The organism is Rhizobium sp. AAP116 (assembly GCF_001295785.1).
Taxonomy (GTDB): Bacteria; Pseudomonadota; Alphaproteobacteria; order Rhizobiales; family Rhizobiaceae; genus Allorhizobium.
This window is the reverse complement of record NZ_LJIB01000020.1, coordinates 84326-99837: the sequence shown is the minus strand read 5'-3', so window position 1 is coordinate 99837 and position 15512 is coordinate 84326. Positions and strand designations below refer to the sequence as shown.

Sequence of the window (15512 nt, the reverse complement as noted above, 5' to 3'; positions counted from 1 at the left end):
GATCGCGGACCCGGATGCGATCCGAAGGATCAGTTGTCGATCTGATCGGCGGTGTAGTAACCGGCGCCGACGAGAACGTCCTTGGCATTCGACTTGTCGAGAGCGACAGGCTTCAGCAGGTAGGACGGAACGACCTTAACACCATTGTTGTAGGTCTCGTTGTCGTTGATCTCGGGCTCCTTGCCTTCCATGATGGCTTCGACCATCGAGACGGCAACCTTGGCGAGTTCGCGGGTGTCCTTGAAGACGGTCGAGTACTGCTCGTCGGCAAGCATCGACTTGATCGAGGGCAGCTCGGCGTCCTGACCGGTGACAACCGGCATCGCCATGTCGCCCGAACCGTAGCCTACGCCCTTGAGAGCAGACAGGATGCCGATCGAGAGGCCGTCATAAGGAGACAGAGCGCCATGCAGCTTGTCTTCGGTGTAGGTCGAGGACAGCAGGTTTTCCATACGAGCCTGGGCAACGGTGCCGTCCCAACGCAGCGTACCGACCTGGTCCATGCCCTGCTGGCCGGACTTGATCACGATGTCGCCGCTGTCGATGAGCGGCTGCAGAACCGACATGGCGCCGTCGTAGAAGAAGAAGGCGTTGTTGTCGTCAGGCGAACCGCCGAAGAGTTCGACGTTCCACGGCTTGGTGTCCGGGAACTTGGCCTTGAGGCCATCAACGAGGCTGGTTGCCTGGAGAACGCCGACCTGGAAGTTGTCGAAGGTGGCGTAGTAGTCGACATTGCCCGAGTCACGGATCAGGCGGTCATAAGCGATGACCTTGACGCCGGCATCGGCGGCCTTCTGCAGGATGTCGGAGAGCGTGGTGCCGTCGATGGCGCCGATCACGAGAACCTTGGCACCCTTGGTGACCATGTTTTCGATCTGGGCCAGCTGGTTCGGAATGTCGTCGTCAGCGAACTGCAGGTCCGGCGTGTAGCCAGCGTCCTGGAACAGCTTTTCCATGGTCTCGCCATCGGAGATCCAGCGGGTCGACGTCTTCGTCGGCATCGAAATGCCGACCATGCCCTTGTCCTGTGCGAAGGACGCGGGCGCGAATGATGCGATGCCGATTGCGAGCGACGCAATCAGGGCGCCAAGTTTCTTCATGGTAACCTCCCTGGTCATACCGTGCGAGGCCAAGCTCCTCCTGGCACTCGCTGAAACAAGAACGAGCGGCTGACGCGGCAGCCCCCAGCTCCGTGGCGAGTCTTATCGTGGCCAATATACCGATCAAATGATTATTTTGACTTTCTGCATACCATGGTTGATATGTCCTTTATGGCCGAAATTCATGTCCACCGATTGCAACCAAAGCATCTGAACCTCATCCGCTCGATCGCGGAGCTCGGGCAATTAAGCTTGGCCGCTCAGGAGCTTGCGCTGACGCAGCCTGCGGCTTCCCGCATGTTGGGCGAAATCGAACGCTATGTCGGGTCACCGATCTTCGTCCGCACGCCCAAAGGCATGGAGCCGACAGCTGTCGGCAGTGCGCTTGCTCGGCGTGCACAGAACGTACTGGAGGAAATGCGCGAAGCCGCCCGCGAGGTGGAAGCCATCCAGCGCGGGCTGACAGGCAAGGTCAGGATCGGCGCCGTCACCGGCGGAGCGGTCGGTTACGTTGTGCCCGCCATCCGCGCGTTGAAGGCTGAAGCCTCCACCGTCGACATACATGTCGACGTTGCACCGAGCGGCGAGATGATCCGCGATCTTCTGTCAGGCCAGTACGACTTCGTTCTCGGGCGCATCCCGGCCGGCATCGACGCGCGACAGTTCCATGTCGACGGCGCGACCATGGAAGAGGTGGAGATCGTCGTGCACCGCATTCATCCGCTGGTCAACGTGGACCGGCTCAACATCTCGGACATGGCCCATTTCCCCTGGGTCATGCAGGCGCCCGGCACCCCCCTGCGCCAGGCGGTGGAGAATGTCTTCATCGAAGAAGGCGCCCCCATTCCGCGCAACATTGTCAACACCACATCTCTTCTGGTCATGATCGCGATGCTCGCCTCGTCCAACGCGATCGCTCCCATGTCGCGTGAAGTCGCCGATCTTCTCTGTCGACAGACGCCCGTCGGCGACCTGACCACGCTGAAACTCGATACGCCGATCGAAGTGACGCCCTATCATCTGATCACCCTGAGCGGCAAACGTCTGTCGCCGATCGCAGCACGGCTGCGTGAGCTGCTGCTCAGTCGATTCCTGAGCAGAGGACGCTGAGACCATGGTCGCGGGACCCCGATAAGCTTGCAATTTCGGGCATGTCAGGCACACTGTCACCCAGCCGTCATGAATCGCAGCTCATGGAGCATTGATGACAGAGCAGCCGGAAGGGCAGCGCCGTGAAGACGAGGGAGCCGAGAAAAGCGCCACCGGCGTAGTCGATCTCGGCATATACAGGCAATCCCTCGACCCTCTTCCCGTCACGTTCCATCGCCGCGAACTGGACGCGATCCTCTGGATCTATGGCCGCATGGTCGGGGAGGGTGAATGGCGCGACTATGCGATCGATCACCTCAAGGATCGAGCCGTTTTTTCCGTCTTCAAAAGGTCAGGCGAATATCCGCTCTACCGCATCGAAAAGAATCCGAAGCTTGCGGCCAAGCAGGGCGCATTTTCGGTCATCGCAACGGATGGCCGGATCCTGAAGCGCGGCCACGACCTTCGCCAGGTCCTCAAGATTTTTGACAAGGCATTGAAAGCCCTCGACTGACGATCAAGGCATCGTGCCGGGATAGCTGGACAGATCGGGCGTGGTGGAATTCCCCTCGCCCAGCACCTTCTGCATGAAGACGGTGTCGAGCCACAGGTCATGCTTGAAGCCGGTTCCGACCAGGCGTCCGGCGGGTTCGAAGCCACAACTGCGATGCACCGCCATGGACGCCTCGCTCGCACCGCCGATGACCGCGATCATCTGGCGAAAACCCAGCGCCTCGCACCGTATCAGCAGTTCTCTCAGCAGAGCCTTCCCGACACCGCGACCGCGAGCCGAAGGGGCGATATAGATGGAATCTTCGACGAGCCATCGATAGGCCGGACGGGTTCTGAAGGCCGATGCATAGGCATAGCCTGCAAGCGATCCCTTTTCATCGACCGCCGCGAGATAGGGATAGCCCTTGGCCTTGAGGGCGGCAAATCTCCCCGACATCTCTTCGAGATCGGGCGAAACGAGCTCATAGCTTGCGGTTCCGTTGACCACGGCGTCTGCGTAGATTGCAGTGACCTGCGGAAGGTCATCAGGGATCAGATCGCGAATTTCGAGATTCATGCAACTACTCCGGTCAACCTGCTTGTTTATCCACGTGCTGACAGGCGAGACAAGCGCCGGAGTGTAACGGTGACACTGCGATCGATCCCAACACCTTCGCTTTTCGCCGAAGCGGCGGGTGTGTCGGCTTGACTCGCGCTGAAAACCTTGTAATCCCTCGCCGCGAAGAGGAATTCGGTCCATGCACGCTTTCGGGCAACCCTTTGCGGTCTTCCACCCCCTGCAGCAGTCTGCTGCCGGTGGCGCATGCCTTTCTCTTGCATCCACGACCAAGGCCAAAACGACGACGAAAACCGTCTGACGTCTTCGGCCACCGCTCTCTCCCCGGCACGGCCGGGGACAAGGAAGGTTGCGCACCCGTCGCGAGCTTCCCCCTCACCACCCGAGGAGAGACAGAAAGAGAGCATAGACATGGGTTTCAAGATTGCAGTCGTAGGCGCAACCGGCAATGTCGGGCGCGAAATGCTGAACATCCTCTCCGAGCGCGGCTTTCCGGCATCGGAAGTCGTGGCACTTGCCTCGGCGCGCTCGCAGGGCACGGAAGTCTCCTTCGGTGACAAGGTCCTGAAGGTTTCCAACCTCGACAATTACGATTTCTCCGACACGGACATTTGCCTGATGTCGGCCGGTGGCACCATCTCCCAGAAGTGGTCGCCGAAGATCGGCGCGCAGGGCTGCGTCGTCATCGACAACTCCTCGGCCTGGCGTTACGATTCGGACGTTCCGCTGATCGTTCCGGAAGTCAATCCGGACGCCATCGTCGATTTCAAGAAGCGCAACATCATCGCCAATCCAAACTGCTCGACCGCCCAGCTCGTTGTAGCACTGAAGCCGCTGCATGATGTCGCCAAAATCAAGCGCGTCGTCGTCTCGACCTACCAGTCGGTTTCCGGCGCCGGCAAGGAAGGCATGGACGAACTGTTCACGCAGACCCGCGCCGTTTTCGTCGCCGATCCGGTCGAGTCGAAGAAGTTCACCAAGCGCATCGCCTTCAACGTCATCCCGCATATCGATAGCTTCATGGAAGACGGCTACACGAAGGAAGAGTGGAAGGTTCTGGCCGAGACGAAGAAGATGCTCGATCCGAAGATCAAGGTGACCTGCACTGCCGTGCGGGTTCCGGTCTTCATTGGTCATTCGGAATCCGTCAACATCGAGTTCGAGAACGAGATCACAGCCGATCAGGCCCGCGACATCCTGCGCGAGGCTCCGGGCTGCCTTGTCATCGACAAGCATGAAAACGGCGGCTACATCACGCCCGTCGAATGCGCCGGAGAAGATGCCACATTTATTTCCCGTATCCGCGAGGATGCGACGGTTGAGAACGGTCTCAACATGTGGGTCGTCTCCGACAACCTGCGCAAGGGTGCAGCCCTCAACGCCATCCAGATTGCCGAGCTGCTCGTCAATCGCGGCTTGATCAAGCCCCGCGCAGCCGCTTGATCTATTGCAGCAGAGGCTTCCCGATTGAACACGGGAAGCCTCGAACGGCGCTTTCAGCTGAAAGTGATCCGATTTGAGACCTTCACGGCCCTACATTAGCTTTGGACGGATGACAGAGTCATCTTTCACTGGCATGGTGCGGCCGAATCGCCCTCCACAGTCCGTTATGAGGCATCAATGCGACTGACATCCACTTTGTCGGCGGCTCTCGTTTCCGTCGTCGCGCTGTTCGCCGGCACGCAACACGCCGCCGCCGCTGCTTGCAGCAACACTTCCGCTGGCTTTGAAGATTGGAGCGCCGCTTTCAAGCAGCAGGCTGCTGCCCAGGGCTTCAGCCCGCGCATGCTCGATAAGGTTTTCTCCGCGGTCAACTATAGCCGCAGCACCATCAGTGCAGACCGCGGTCAGAAGAGCTTCAAGCTCTCCTTCGATCAGTTCATGCAGAAGCGCGGCGGACAGACTATCATCAACCGCGGCAAGACGATGAAGAAGAACAACGCGGCTCTCTTTGCACGGCTTGAGAAGCGTTATGGCGTCCCGGCAGGTCCGCTGATCGCCATCTGGGGCATGGAGACCGGATTCGGCTCCTTCCTCGGCAAGGAGCACACCCTCTCGGCCGTCGCCACGCTCGCCTTCGATTGCCGCCGCAGCGCATTCTTCACCGACCAGTTCTACGCAGCGCTGGAACTCGTTCAGGCCGGCAACCTCGATGTCAACGCCAAGGGCGCAGCCCACGGCGAAATCGGCCAGACGCAGTTTCTGCCGCGCAACGTCATTCGCTTCGGTGTCGACGGTGACGGCGATGGCCATATCGACATGGTCCGTTCGCGCGCCGACGCTCTCGCATCGACCGCAAACTTTTTGCGCGGCCATGGCTGGCAGCCAGGCGCCGGCTATCAGCAGGGTGAGCCGAACTACGCCGCCATCCAGGGTTGGAATGCCGCAAGCGTCTACCAGCAGGCAATTGCCTATATCGGCGCGCGGATCGACGCCGAATAATCGACAAGCAAACGGCGGCCACGGGCCGCCGTTTCGCATTTCAGGTAAAGGTGAAAGTCGATAACAGGCTGATCAATTGCCGGTCTCGGCACCGAGCCGTTCGAAGTCCCTGGTCTTCGGGTCCATGACCCACAATTCCCCATTGCTGATGTCGAACCAGGCACCGTGGATGCGCAGCTTGCCGCGCTCCTCAAGGATCTTCACGCAAGGGAAAGTCCGCAGATTGGCAATCGAATTTCGGATGGAGATGCGCTCGAGGGCCGTCTGGCGCTCGGCTGGCGTCATGGTGGAGTTGCTCTGGATCTGCTCGGCAGCGGGCGCGACGAGGTTCATCCACTTGCCGATGAAATCTCCCGGCGAGAGTGGCTCGGCGTTCGGATCAAGGGCTGCACGAATACCGCCGCATCGCCCGTGGCCCATGACGATGATGTCCTGCACACGCAAGGCCTGGACGGCGAATTCGAGGGCAGCCGAGGTTGAGTGGTACTGCCCGTCCGGCTCGTAGGGCGGCACCATATTGGCAACATTGCGGACAACGAAGAGCTCGCCCGGAATGGAATCGAAGATCACCTCGGGCGCAGCCCGGGAATCGCAGCACGCAATCACCAGCGTATTGGGCTTTTGCCCCTGCTCGGCAAGGACGCGATAGCGGTCACGCTGATCGTGATACCGGCCGCTCATGAAGTTGCGATAGCCGTTGAGAAGTGCGGAGGGAAATTGGCTCATCGCTACCGATTACAGCGCGTGAACGGCACTGGCAACCAAGTGCCGCCAGAGAATTGCCTGGGAAATCAGAAGCCGCTACCGGGCCTCCGCAGGGCGGGATGCAAGAGGCGGCGCATCTGTACCATGGCCATGGGGGTCGAAAGGCTGGAGGCGTCACTCTCCAGAGTCAGCTCGTCACCGCCGCGCTTGGCTGTTTGCATCAGAATTTCGAAGACACTGGACGTCGCCAGTTGCAGCGCTTTTTCTTCGTCCATGCCTTCGAGAAGACGCGCCAGAAAGACGGCGGCCAGGAGATCGCCTAGACCGTTTGGCGGATTGTCGATGAGCCGGTGCTCGGCGAGCAGGGCCGAGCGACCGCTGAGCAGGAGGTTTCCTGTTCCCTTGGCCATCATTGGCACCGCGGAGGTGACCAGCATGCGTTTCGGTCCGAGATCGCCCGCCGCTTCTATGATCGCCTGGTTGCTTGGCAGCTCGCGTCCTGCCATCCACTGCAGTTCATAGCGATTGGGTGTCGCAAGATCGGCAAGCGGAATGAGCCGCTCTCGGATGGCCGTTGCGGTTTCGACCGGCACGTAAAGTCCTCCGAGATCGCCAATCACGGGATCGCACACATAGATCAGATCCGGATTCTTTTCTTTTGCAGCTTCGACGAGACGAGCCACGGCTGCCGGCTGGCGGGCGCTGCCGAAGTATCCGGATAATATCGCGGAAACCTCTCCGAGCCAGGGCGCCCTGATCAGGTCATCGATCACGCTGTCGAAGTCGTCATCGGAAAATCGCAGACGCGTCGCCGGACCATGTCCCGGATGCCAGGGAAGCACGATTGTCGGAAGTGCCCAGACTGGCCGACCCAGGACTTCCAGGGCGAACACGGCGGCTCTGTTGCCCACGGATCCTCGGACCACATGGCTCGAAATGACGATAACTGCACCCTTGCTGAATTCGCGCATTTTATGTGATTCGCTTTCTAAGCCAGCAATCGAACTGGAAAGACACCATCTGGTACAAAAATTTCCTGAATCTTACGAATTTGACCGCATATTTTCGCCTGATTTTTTCCTATTCCTGTTCCATACATACTTTTGCAAGCCATTTGCGTGAAGATGAAGCGCAAAGGCGCGATTTACGGAGGGGTACATGGGCAGGACCGGGTTCAGCAAGCGGGATGAATTGCTGGAAAATGCGGAGCAGATGGCGCGAGAACAGGGCGGTGCCCATGTATCGCCCAAAGTCATATTCGGAAGGGCAAGCAACGACGACCTGGATCGCTACGAAGCGTCCATGCTGGCACGATCGGCCTCGAGAGCCGCAAGTGACATTGCGGGTTGGGATCGCACGACACCCCATATCAGCATCGATACCATCGAGGACGTGAGCCCGAACGGCATTCCGGTCAGCGTTCTCTCCATCGTCGACCATAACAAGTCCTTCCTCTACGATTCGCTGATGGGCGAGGTGACCAGCCACTATCGCGACATCTATATGGCGGTCCATCCTATCCTTGCCGTGACACCGCGCGGTGACATCTCGCTGTCGAACCCGGACTCCGATCCGGAAGGCGCGATCAAGGTCAGCTATATTCAACTTCATCTGGCGCCGCTCTCAGCGGAGCAGTCCGCCGATTTGATAGGGCGGCTCCAGAACGTGCTGGCGCAGGTCAAGATGGCGGCGACCGACTGGAAGCCCATGCTCAATCTGCTGGAAACAGCGCTTTCCGAGCTTCGGGACTTGTCTGCCGGACGGACCGAAGCCGAGCGCGACGAGGCGGTTGCCTTCATCGAGTGGCTCCGTAACAACAATTTCACCTTCCTCGGCATGCGGGAATACACCTATTCGGGCGATGGAGCCGAAGCGACCGTTGAGCGCGACAAGGGCAGCGGCCTCGGCATTCTCTCGGACCCTGATGTTCGCGTGCTTCGCCAGGGGCAGAATCAGGTCACGACGACCCCCGAGATCCTCGCCTTCCTGCAAGGTCCCGACTACCTCATCGTCACCAAGGCGAATGTCAAATCCGTCGTCCACCGCCGCGCCTACATGGACTATGTCGGCATCAAGCGCTTCGGACCGAACAGCAAGGTCGCAGGCGAGCTCCGCATCGTCGGCCTGTTTACAGCCACCGCCTATACGCGCTCGGTCAATCAGATCCCGCTCTTGCGCGCCAAGGTCGAGAAGGTCGTGTCCCATTTCGACTTCGACCCTCGTAGCCATTCCGGCCGCATGCTGCAGAACACGCTGGAAAACTATCCCCGCGACGACCTCTTCCAGATCACACCGGACCTGCTGGCAAAGTTCTGCGAACAGATCAACGATCTCTCCGAACGCCCGCGGGTGCGCGTCTTGCCGCGCATCGACCATTTCGATCGTTTCGTCTCCCTGATCGTTTACGTCCCCCGCGAAGACTACAACTCCATGGTCCGCGAGAAGATCGGCCTCTATTTCCAGTCCGTCTACAAGGGGCATGTTTCAGCCTTCTATCCGGCCTTCCCCGAAGGCGGCGTGGCCCGCGTGCACATTATCATCGGCCGACGCGAAGGGACGACGCCTCAGATCCCCCAGGCGACGCTTGAAGAGGCGGTTCGCCAGATCACTGCTCGCTGGGCGGATCGGTTCGCGGCCCTTGCCGGCAAAGGCGCGCCGACGCTTGAAGTGGGGCAGGCATTCGAGGAAGCCTTTACCCCCGAAGAGGCGGTCAGCGATCTCAAGCACATCAAGGCCTGCATCGCAGGAGCCCCGTTGTCGCTCGAATTCCACCAGGTGACGGACGAGCGCGGCCCGCTTCTCTATCTCAAGATCTTCCACATGGGTGATCATCTGCCCCTGTCGCGTCGTGTCCCTCTGCTTGAAAACCTCGGTTTCCGGGTGATCAGCGAGCGTACCTTCGACATCGGCATCGGTCGCTCCGACGACGACCAGAGTGTTGTCGTTCTCCACGACATGGAACTGCAGGTTCCAGACGGGATAAACTTCGACATCAAACAGCATGCGATACAGGTTGAAGAGGCCTTTCTTGCGGCCTTTACGGGTGCGGTCGATAACGACGCATTCAACCGCCTGATACTGGCGGCAAGCGTCACTGCCCGCGAAGCATCGGTACTGAGGGCCTATGCCGCCTATCTCCGGCAGACCGGCGCGGTCTATCCCCTGACCTACATGGCGGAAACGCTGACCAAACACCCGGCCATCGCAGCCGACCTGGTGACCCTCTTCAAGAACCGCTTCGATGTCTCGCTGGCTGAGAAAAGCCGCAAGACCCGCCACGCAGAACTGCTTGACGCGCTGGAAAGCAAGCTGAACGACGTCAAGATCCTTGATGAAGACCGCATCGTGCGTCGCTACATCAATGCGATCGAGGCGACACTCAGAACCAACTTCTACCAGAAGGGCTATCAACAGAGCGATCGCCCGATGCTTGCCTTCAAGTTCGATCCGCACAAGCTGGAAGGCCTACCCGAACCGCGTCCGTTCCGCGAAATCTTCATCTACGGCGTCGAGGTCGAAGGCGTCCATCTGCGCTTCGGCAAGGTCGCCAGAGGCGGTCTGCGCTGGTCGGATCGCGCGCAGGACTACCGCACGGAAGTGCTTGGCCTCGTCAAGGCGCAGCAAGTCAAGAATGCCGTGATCGTGCCGGTCGGTGCGAAGGGCGGCTTCTTCCCCAAACAGCTCCCGCCTGCGACCAACCGCGAAGCCTGGTTCGCAGCCGGCACGGAAGCCTACAAGACCTACATCCGCACCCTCCTGTCGATCACCGACAACATCGTTGCCGGTGAGATCGTTCCGCCAGCAGACACCCTCCGGCCGGATGGCGATGATCCCTATTTCGTCGTGGCCGCCGACAAGGGCACGGCGACCTTCTCCGACACGGCGAACGGCCTCGCTCAGGAAGCCGGCTTCTGGCTCGACGATGCCTTCGCCTCTGGCGGTTCCGCCGGATACGACCACAAGAAGATGGGCATCACCGCCCGCGGCGCCTGGGAAACGGTCAAGCGTCACTTCCGTGAAATCGATACCGACATCCAGAAGACGCCGTTCACCGTGGCTGGCGTCGGCGACATGTCGGGCGACGTCTTCGGCAACGGCATGCTGCTGTCGGAACAGATCAGGCTGATCGCGGCCTTTGACCACCGCGACATCTTCATCGATCCCAATCCCGATCCGGCCATCTCGTTTGCCGAACGCAAGCGGATGTTCAACCTGCCGCGATCCAGTTGGCAGGACTATGACCGCTCGACCCTGTCGGCCGGGGCGATGATCATCTCTCGTGCAGAGAAATCCGTGAAACTCACCCCGGAGGCGGCCGAGGCAATCGGCCTTGCAACGACCACCGCCACGCCGATGGACATCATGACGGCAATCTTGAAGGCGCCGGTCGATCTCCTCTGGTTCGGCGGCATCGGCACCTACATCAAGGCGGCGGCGGAGACCGACGCCGAGGTCGGTGATCGCGCCAATGATGCGATCCGTGTCAGCGCCGCGGATGTCCGCGCCAAGGTCATCGGCGAAGGTGCCAACCTGGGTGTGACCCAGAAGGGCCGTATCGCCTACGCCTTGAATGGTGGCCGCTGCAATTCCGATGCGATCGACAACTCGGCCGGGGTGAATTCCTCGGACGTCGAGGTCAACATCAAGATCGCCCTGAGCCCGGCCATGCTGGAGGGGCGTCTGCCACGGGAGAAGCGCAATGTGCTGCTCGCCGAGATGACGGACGAAGTTGCAGATCTCGTGTTGCGCAACAACTATCTCCAGTCGCTGTCGATCTCACTTACTGAAGCCAAGGGTGCCGGCAACCGCGAAGAGCTGAGCCGGCTCATGGATTATCTCGAGGGCATGGGACGCCTTAACCGCAAGGTCGAGACACTTCCGGATTCCGCAGGCGTCGCAGAGCGCTACGTCTCGGGCAAGGCGCTGACCCGACCGGAAATCGGCGTGCTTCTCTCCTATGCGAAGATCGTGCTCTTCGATCAGTTGATCGAGTCGGATCTTCCGGACGACAGTTATTGCGAGGCGACGCTGTTCAACTACTTCCCGGCCGCCATGCGCGATACCTTTGCGACCGACATCGCTGCACATCGCCTCCGCCGTGAAATCATCGCGACGGTTCTTGCCAACCACGCCATCAACCGAGGCGGCCCCGGCTTTGTCGTTTCGGTCTGCGACGCGACGGGGAGCTCTCCTGACACCGTCGTCAAGGCAGCACTGGTCACCCGCGAGGCGCTCGGTCTGACGCCGCTCTGGGACAAGATCGACGCCCTGGACGCCCGCATCCCGGGGCAGACGCAGAACAGGCTCTACGCGATCATCTCGGAGATCTATGCGGCCATGACCCGGTTGCTGATCGATACCGGCTTCGTCAAGGGATCGATCGGCGATGCCGTGACGCAGTTGAAGGCTGCGGTGGCTTCGGCGTCACCCGTGTTCAAGAAGACGGTTCCGGCCGCCCTTCGCCAGCATTTCGATGACCAGATTGCCGCCCTCATCGAAGCCGGCGCACCGCAAGCCCTGGCGGCTGAGGTCGTCAATCTGCAGACCATGCAGCTGCTGCCCGAGATCCTGCAGATTGCCGAACGAACCGGCGCCGATTTCGCCGGAGCCATGCGCGGCTTCTTCGCTGTCTCCGAGGCCTTCCGTATCGGCCGCATCATCGAGAATGCCGGACGGATCCAGACGACGGACCACTATGACAGTCTGGCCCTGACGCGCAGCCTCGACCGGATCGGTCAGGCACGCAGACAGATCGTCTGTGTGGCGCTGACGAGCCACGGCCAGGATCCACAACCGGTTCAGGCATGGATCGCGACGGACAAGAACCGTGTCGAGCGGATCGGCAAGGAACTGGCATCGATCGTCGACAGCGGCGAACCGAGCATTTCCAAACTCGCGGTCGCTGCCGGACTTCTGGGTGATCTTGCACAGGACCACGTGAGGTGACACTGTCCCGGGGCTTTAGAGCCTCTGGGGGATGCCTGTGACGACAAGTGAAGACGTGAAGACCAGCCACGGCCCCATCGACAGGGGTGTCCGTGGCTGGATGTTTTTTGACTGGGCAGCGCAGCCCTTCTTCACCGTAGTCACGACCTTCATCTTCGGTCCGTATTTCGTCTCACGGATGACCGATGATCCGGTGAGCGCCCAGACCGCCTGGAGCAATGCCGCGACGATTTCCGGCGTCATCATTGCCATCCTTGCACCCATTCTCGGTTCAATCGCCGACGAGTCCGGGTCCAGGAAGCCCTGGATCGCCTTCTTCGCGCTGATCAAGATCGCCTGCCTCGCCCTTCTCTGGACAGCCGCTCCGGGCTCGCCCGTCGCTCTCGTGATGCTGTTGATGATCCTCGCCAGCATCGCAGCGGAGTTTTCCATCGTCTTCAACGATTCCATGATGCCGCGCCTCGTCAGCCAGCAGGATGTCGGGCGCGTGTCCAACATTGCCTGGGGCATGGGCTATATGGGCGGCATGATCGTGCTGATCTTCGTGGTGCTCTTCCTTGCCGGCAATCCGACGACCGGAAAGACGCTGATCGGCTTCGATCCGCTGTTCGGGCTGGACCCGGCAGCTGGGGAGGATGCTCGCATCACCGGCCCGATTTCCGCGGTCTGGTATCTGATCTTCATCTTGCCGATGTTCTTCTTCACCCCGGATGCAGCGAAGGGCAAAGCTTTGGGCGCGGCCGTCCGGTCGGGTCTTCGCGAGATCCGCTCGACACTTGGCGAATTACGCCACCGCAGCAATATCCTGCGTTTCCTCGTCGCCCGGATGATCTACCAGGACGGCGTCAACGGACTTCTCGTGCTGGGCGGTGTCTTCGCTGCCGCCATGTTCGGCTGGTCGACGATGGAAATCGGCATCTACGGGATCATCCTCAACATCGTCGCGATCTTCGGCTGCCTCGTGGCCGGTCGCGTGGATAGGGCACTCGGCTCCAAAGTGGTGGTCCTGGTGAGCTTGGGATTGCTGATCATTGCCACCTTCGGGATCATCTCGACCGGCGTCGACTTCACCCTCTTCGGGCTGGTAAGCCTGCCGATCACAGGCACCGACGGACTGTTCGCCACCCCCGCCGAAAAGGCCTACGTCCTCTACGGCCTGTTGATTGGCATGTCCTTCGGCCCTGTCCAGGCCTCGTCGCGCTCCTATCTCGCCCGCAGCGTCGAACTGCACGAAGCCGGCCGTTATTTCGGTATCTACTCCTTGTCAGGTCGCGCGACGAGCTTCCTCGCGACGCTCTCCTTTTCGGTGGTAACGGCCTGGTCGGGCTCGCCACGCGCCGGCATGGCCACACTGCTGGTTTTTCTGATTGGCGGCCTCGTCCTTCTCTTGAGGACGAATTACCCGGCAACGGACAAGGGGACGAGCCTATAAAAAAAGGCCGGTGGATCGCCCCACCGGCCATTTGTTTTCATCAGCGATCGGGCTTCCTCAATGGCGGAAGTGACGGACGCCGGTAAAGACCATCGCCACGCCGTGCTCGTCGGCGGCTGCAATCACTTCTTCGTCGCGCATCGAACCACCGGGCTGGATGACAGCCGTGGCACCTGCTGCGATCGCTGCCAGAAGACCGTCAGCGAAGGGATAGAATGCCTCGGATGCAACGGCCGAACCCTTGGTCAGCGGTGCCGCAAGGCCGAGAGCCTTGGCAGCGTCTTCGGCCTTCAGCGCTGCAATGCGGGCGGAATCGACGCGGCTCATCTGGCCGGCGCCGATGCCGGCGGTCTGGCCGTCCTTGGCGTAGATGACGGCATTCGACTTCACGTGCTTGGCGATCTTGAAGGCGAACTTCATGTCCTCGAGCTCGGTGGCGGTCGGCGCGCGCTTGGTCACCACCTTGAGGTCGAGATCCTCGACCATGACATTGTCGCGGCTCTGGACAAGCAGACCACCGGAGACCGTCTTGGCCATGACGCCGCGGGCGCGCGGATCGGGCAGGGCGCCCGTGGTCAGCAAGCGCAGGTTCGGCTTGGCGGCGATGATCGCCTTGGCCTCGTCGGTGACTTCAGGGGCAATGATCACTTCGGTGAAGAGCTTGACGATTTCCTGCGCGGTCTCGGCATCGAGGATCTGGTTGAGCGCGATGATGCCGCCGAACGCCGAGGTGCTGTCGCAGGCGAGCGCTCGCTTGTAGGCCTCGACCATGCTTGAACCTGTCGCGACGCCGCAAGGATTGGCATGCTTGATGATCGCGCAGGCCGGGCCGTTTTCCGGCGGGAATTCGGCGACGAGTTCGAACGCCGCATCCGTATCGTTGATGTTGTTGTATGAAAGCTGCTTTCCCTGCAGCAGCGTCGCGGTCGCAACACCGGGACGGTTGTCGCCGGTGACATAGAAGCCCGCGCTCTGATGCGGGTTCTCGCCGTAGCGCATCTTTTCCTTCAAGACGCCGCCAACGGTCCGGTAGGCAGGCATCTCGATCTCGAGCGCTTCTGCAAACCAGTTGGAGATCGCAGTGTCATAGGCAGCGGTGCGGGCATAAGCTTTGGCCGCAAGCCGTTGGCGCAGCGCATAGGTCGTCTGGCCGTCATTTTCGGAGAGCGCGGCAATCACCTCGGCATAGTCGGCAGCATCGGTGACGACCGTGACATAGGCGTGGTTCTTCGCCGAAGCGCGGATCATGGCCGGTCCACCAATGTCGATGTTTTCAACGGTGGTCGGATAGTCGCCACCGGCCGCGCGAACCTGCTCGAAGGGATAGAGGTTGATCACCGAGAGATCGATGGCTTCGATGCCATGCGCCTTCATCGCCTCGACATGCTCTGCATCATCCCGGATCGACAGCAGACCACCATGGACCAGCGGATGCAGCGTCTTGACGCGGCCATCCATGATCTCGGGGAATCCCGTGATCTCGGAGACGTCGATGACCGGCAAGCCGGCCGCAGCAAGAGCCTTGTGGGTACCGCCAGTCGACAGAAGACGTACGCCGCGCTGGTGCAGCGCCTGCGCGAATTCGACGATACCGGTCTTGTCGGACACCGAGAGAAGTGCGGTACGCACGCGCACGAGGTCAGGGGCGGGGATCTTTTTGGAAACGACGGCCATGGTTCACTCCGAGCTGGCGGGCGCCCGGAAATGCGGCAGCGGGCGCTATGCCGCC

Annotated in this window: 11 protein-coding genes; 6 read left to right on the top strand and 5 right to left on the bottom strand. The window is 60.7% G+C overall.

Features of this window, described 5'->3' with window-relative positions; translation table 11 throughout:
- Positions 1–29: 29 nt before the first annotated feature.
- The gene (chvE, locus tag IP85_RS12675) at positions 30–1100 is read right to left on the bottom strand and encodes a multiple monosaccharide ABC transporter substrate-binding protein (protein WP_054150043.1); all 1071 of its coding nucleotides are present in this window, start codon (positions 1098–1100) and stop codon (positions 30–32) included.
- Between the two features lie 171 nt (positions 1101–1271).
- Between chvE and IP85_RS12670 the strand changes: the two genes are divergently transcribed.
- Together IP85_RS12670 and IP85_RS12665 are read left to right on the top strand one after the other, a co-directional pair.
- Entirely contained in the window at positions 1272–2210 is a 939-nt protein-coding gene (locus tag IP85_RS12670; RefSeq protein WP_054150042.1) for a LysR family transcriptional regulator, read from the top strand.
- Positions 2211–2304: 94 nt separating this feature from the next.
- Positions 2305–2703: a DUF2794 domain-containing protein gene (locus IP85_RS12665; protein WP_054150041.1), complete on the top strand. Its 399-nt coding sequence runs from the start codon at positions 2305–2307 to the stop codon at positions 2701–2703.
- A 3-nt stretch (positions 2704–2706) separates the two neighbouring features.
- Here the strand turns inward: IP85_RS12665 and IP85_RS12660 are convergent, their stop codons facing one another.
- Positions 2707–3258, bottom strand: coding sequence for a GNAT family N-acetyltransferase (locus IP85_RS12660; RefSeq protein WP_054150040.1), 552 nt, complete (start codon positions 3256–3258; stop codon positions 2707–2709).
- A 411-nt stretch (positions 3259–3669) separates the two neighbouring features.
- On the opposite strand from IP85_RS12660, the gene IP85_RS12655 reads away from it, so the two are divergent.
- On the top strand, positions 3670–4701 hold the full coding sequence (locus IP85_RS12655) for an aspartate-semialdehyde dehydrogenase (protein ID WP_054150039.1): 1032 nt from the start codon (positions 3670–3672) through the stop codon (positions 4699–4701).
- Between the two features lie 177 nt (positions 4702–4878).
- Positions 4879–5700 carry a lytic transglycosylase domain-containing protein gene (locus tag IP85_RS12650; RefSeq protein WP_054150038.1) on the top strand — a complete coding sequence of 274 codons (822 nt, stop codon included), beginning with the start codon at positions 4879–4881 and terminating at the stop codon, positions 5698–5700.
- A gap of 72 nt (positions 5701–5772) precedes the next feature.
- On the opposite strand, the gene IP85_RS12645 is transcribed toward IP85_RS12650, so the two are convergent.
- Both IP85_RS12645 and pdxY read right to left on the bottom strand, forming a co-directional pair.
- Positions 5773–6426, bottom strand: coding sequence for a carbonic anhydrase (locus IP85_RS12645; protein WP_054150037.1), 654 nt, complete (start codon positions 6424–6426; stop codon positions 5773–5775).
- A 65-nt stretch (positions 6427–6491) separates the two neighbouring features.
- Complete coding sequence (gene pdxY / locus IP85_RS12640; protein ID WP_054150036.1) at positions 6492–7376, bottom strand: pyridoxal kinase PdxY; 885 nt, start codon at positions 7374–7376, stop codon at positions 6492–6494.
- Between the two features lie 187 nt (positions 7377–7563).
- On the opposite strand from pdxY, the gene IP85_RS12635 reads away from it, so the two are divergent.
- Together IP85_RS12635 and IP85_RS12630 are read left to right on the top strand one after the other, a co-directional pair.
- Entirely contained in the window at positions 7564–12351 is a 4788-nt protein-coding gene (locus IP85_RS12635; RefSeq protein WP_054150035.1) for an NAD-glutamate dehydrogenase, read from the top strand.
- Between the two features lie 100 nt (positions 12352–12451).
- On the top strand, positions 12452–13783 hold the full coding sequence (locus tag IP85_RS12630) for an MFS transporter (protein WP_245280863.1): 1332 nt from the start codon (positions 12452–12454) through the stop codon (positions 13781–13783).
- Between the two features lie 57 nt (positions 13784–13840).
- On the opposite strand, the gene purH is transcribed toward IP85_RS12630, so the two are convergent.
- Positions 13841–15457, bottom strand: coding sequence for a bifunctional phosphoribosylaminoimidazolecarboxamide formyltransferase/IMP cyclohydrolase (purH, locus tag IP85_RS12625; RefSeq protein ID WP_054150033.1), 1617 nt, complete (start codon positions 15455–15457; stop codon positions 13841–13843).
- Positions 15458–15512 lie beyond the last annotated feature (55 nt).

What these genes read in the sequence shown, in the direction of transcription:
- IP85_RS12650 (WP_054150038.1), top strand. Translation starts at nt 4,879, where the DNA reads ATGCGACTGACATCCACTTTGTCGGCGGCTCTCGTTTCCGTCGTCGCG.
- IP85_RS12670 (WP_054150042.1), top strand. Translation starts at nt 1,272, where the DNA reads ATGGCCGAAATTCATGTCCACCGATTGCAACCAAAGCATCTGAACCTC.
- IP85_RS12630 (WP_245280863.1), top strand. Translation starts at nt 12,452, where the DNA reads ATGTTTTTTGACTGGGCAGCGCAGCCCTTCTTCACCGTAGTCACGACC.
- IP85_RS12645 (WP_054150037.1), bottom strand. Translation starts at nt 6,426, where the DNA reads ATGAGCCAATTTCCCTCCGCACTTCTCAACGGCTATCGCAACTTCATG.
- pdxY (WP_054150036.1), bottom strand. Translation starts at nt 7,376, where the DNA reads ATGCGCGAATTCAGCAAGGGTGCAGTTATCGTCATTTCGAGCCATGTG.
- chvE (WP_054150043.1), bottom strand. Translation starts at nt 1,100, where the DNA reads ATGAAGAAACTTGGCGCCCTGATTGCGTCGCTCGCAATCGGCATCGCA.
- IP85_RS12660 (WP_054150040.1), bottom strand. Translation starts at nt 3,258, where the DNA reads ATGAATCTCGAAATTCGCGATCTGATCCCTGATGACCTTCCGCAGGTC.
- IP85_RS12655 (WP_054150039.1), top strand. Translation starts at nt 3,670, where the DNA reads ATGGGTTTCAAGATTGCAGTCGTAGGCGCAACCGGCAATGTCGGGCGC.
- purH (WP_054150033.1), bottom strand. Translation starts at nt 15,457, where the DNA reads ATGGCCGTCGTTTCCAAAAAGATCCCCGCCCCTGACCTCGTGCGCGTG.
- IP85_RS12635 (WP_054150035.1), top strand. Translation starts at nt 7,564, where the DNA reads ATGGGCAGGACCGGGTTCAGCAAGCGGGATGAATTGCTGGAAAATGCG.
- IP85_RS12665 (WP_054150041.1), top strand. Translation starts at nt 2,305, where the DNA reads ATGACAGAGCAGCCGGAAGGGCAGCGCCGTGAAGACGAGGGAGCCGAG.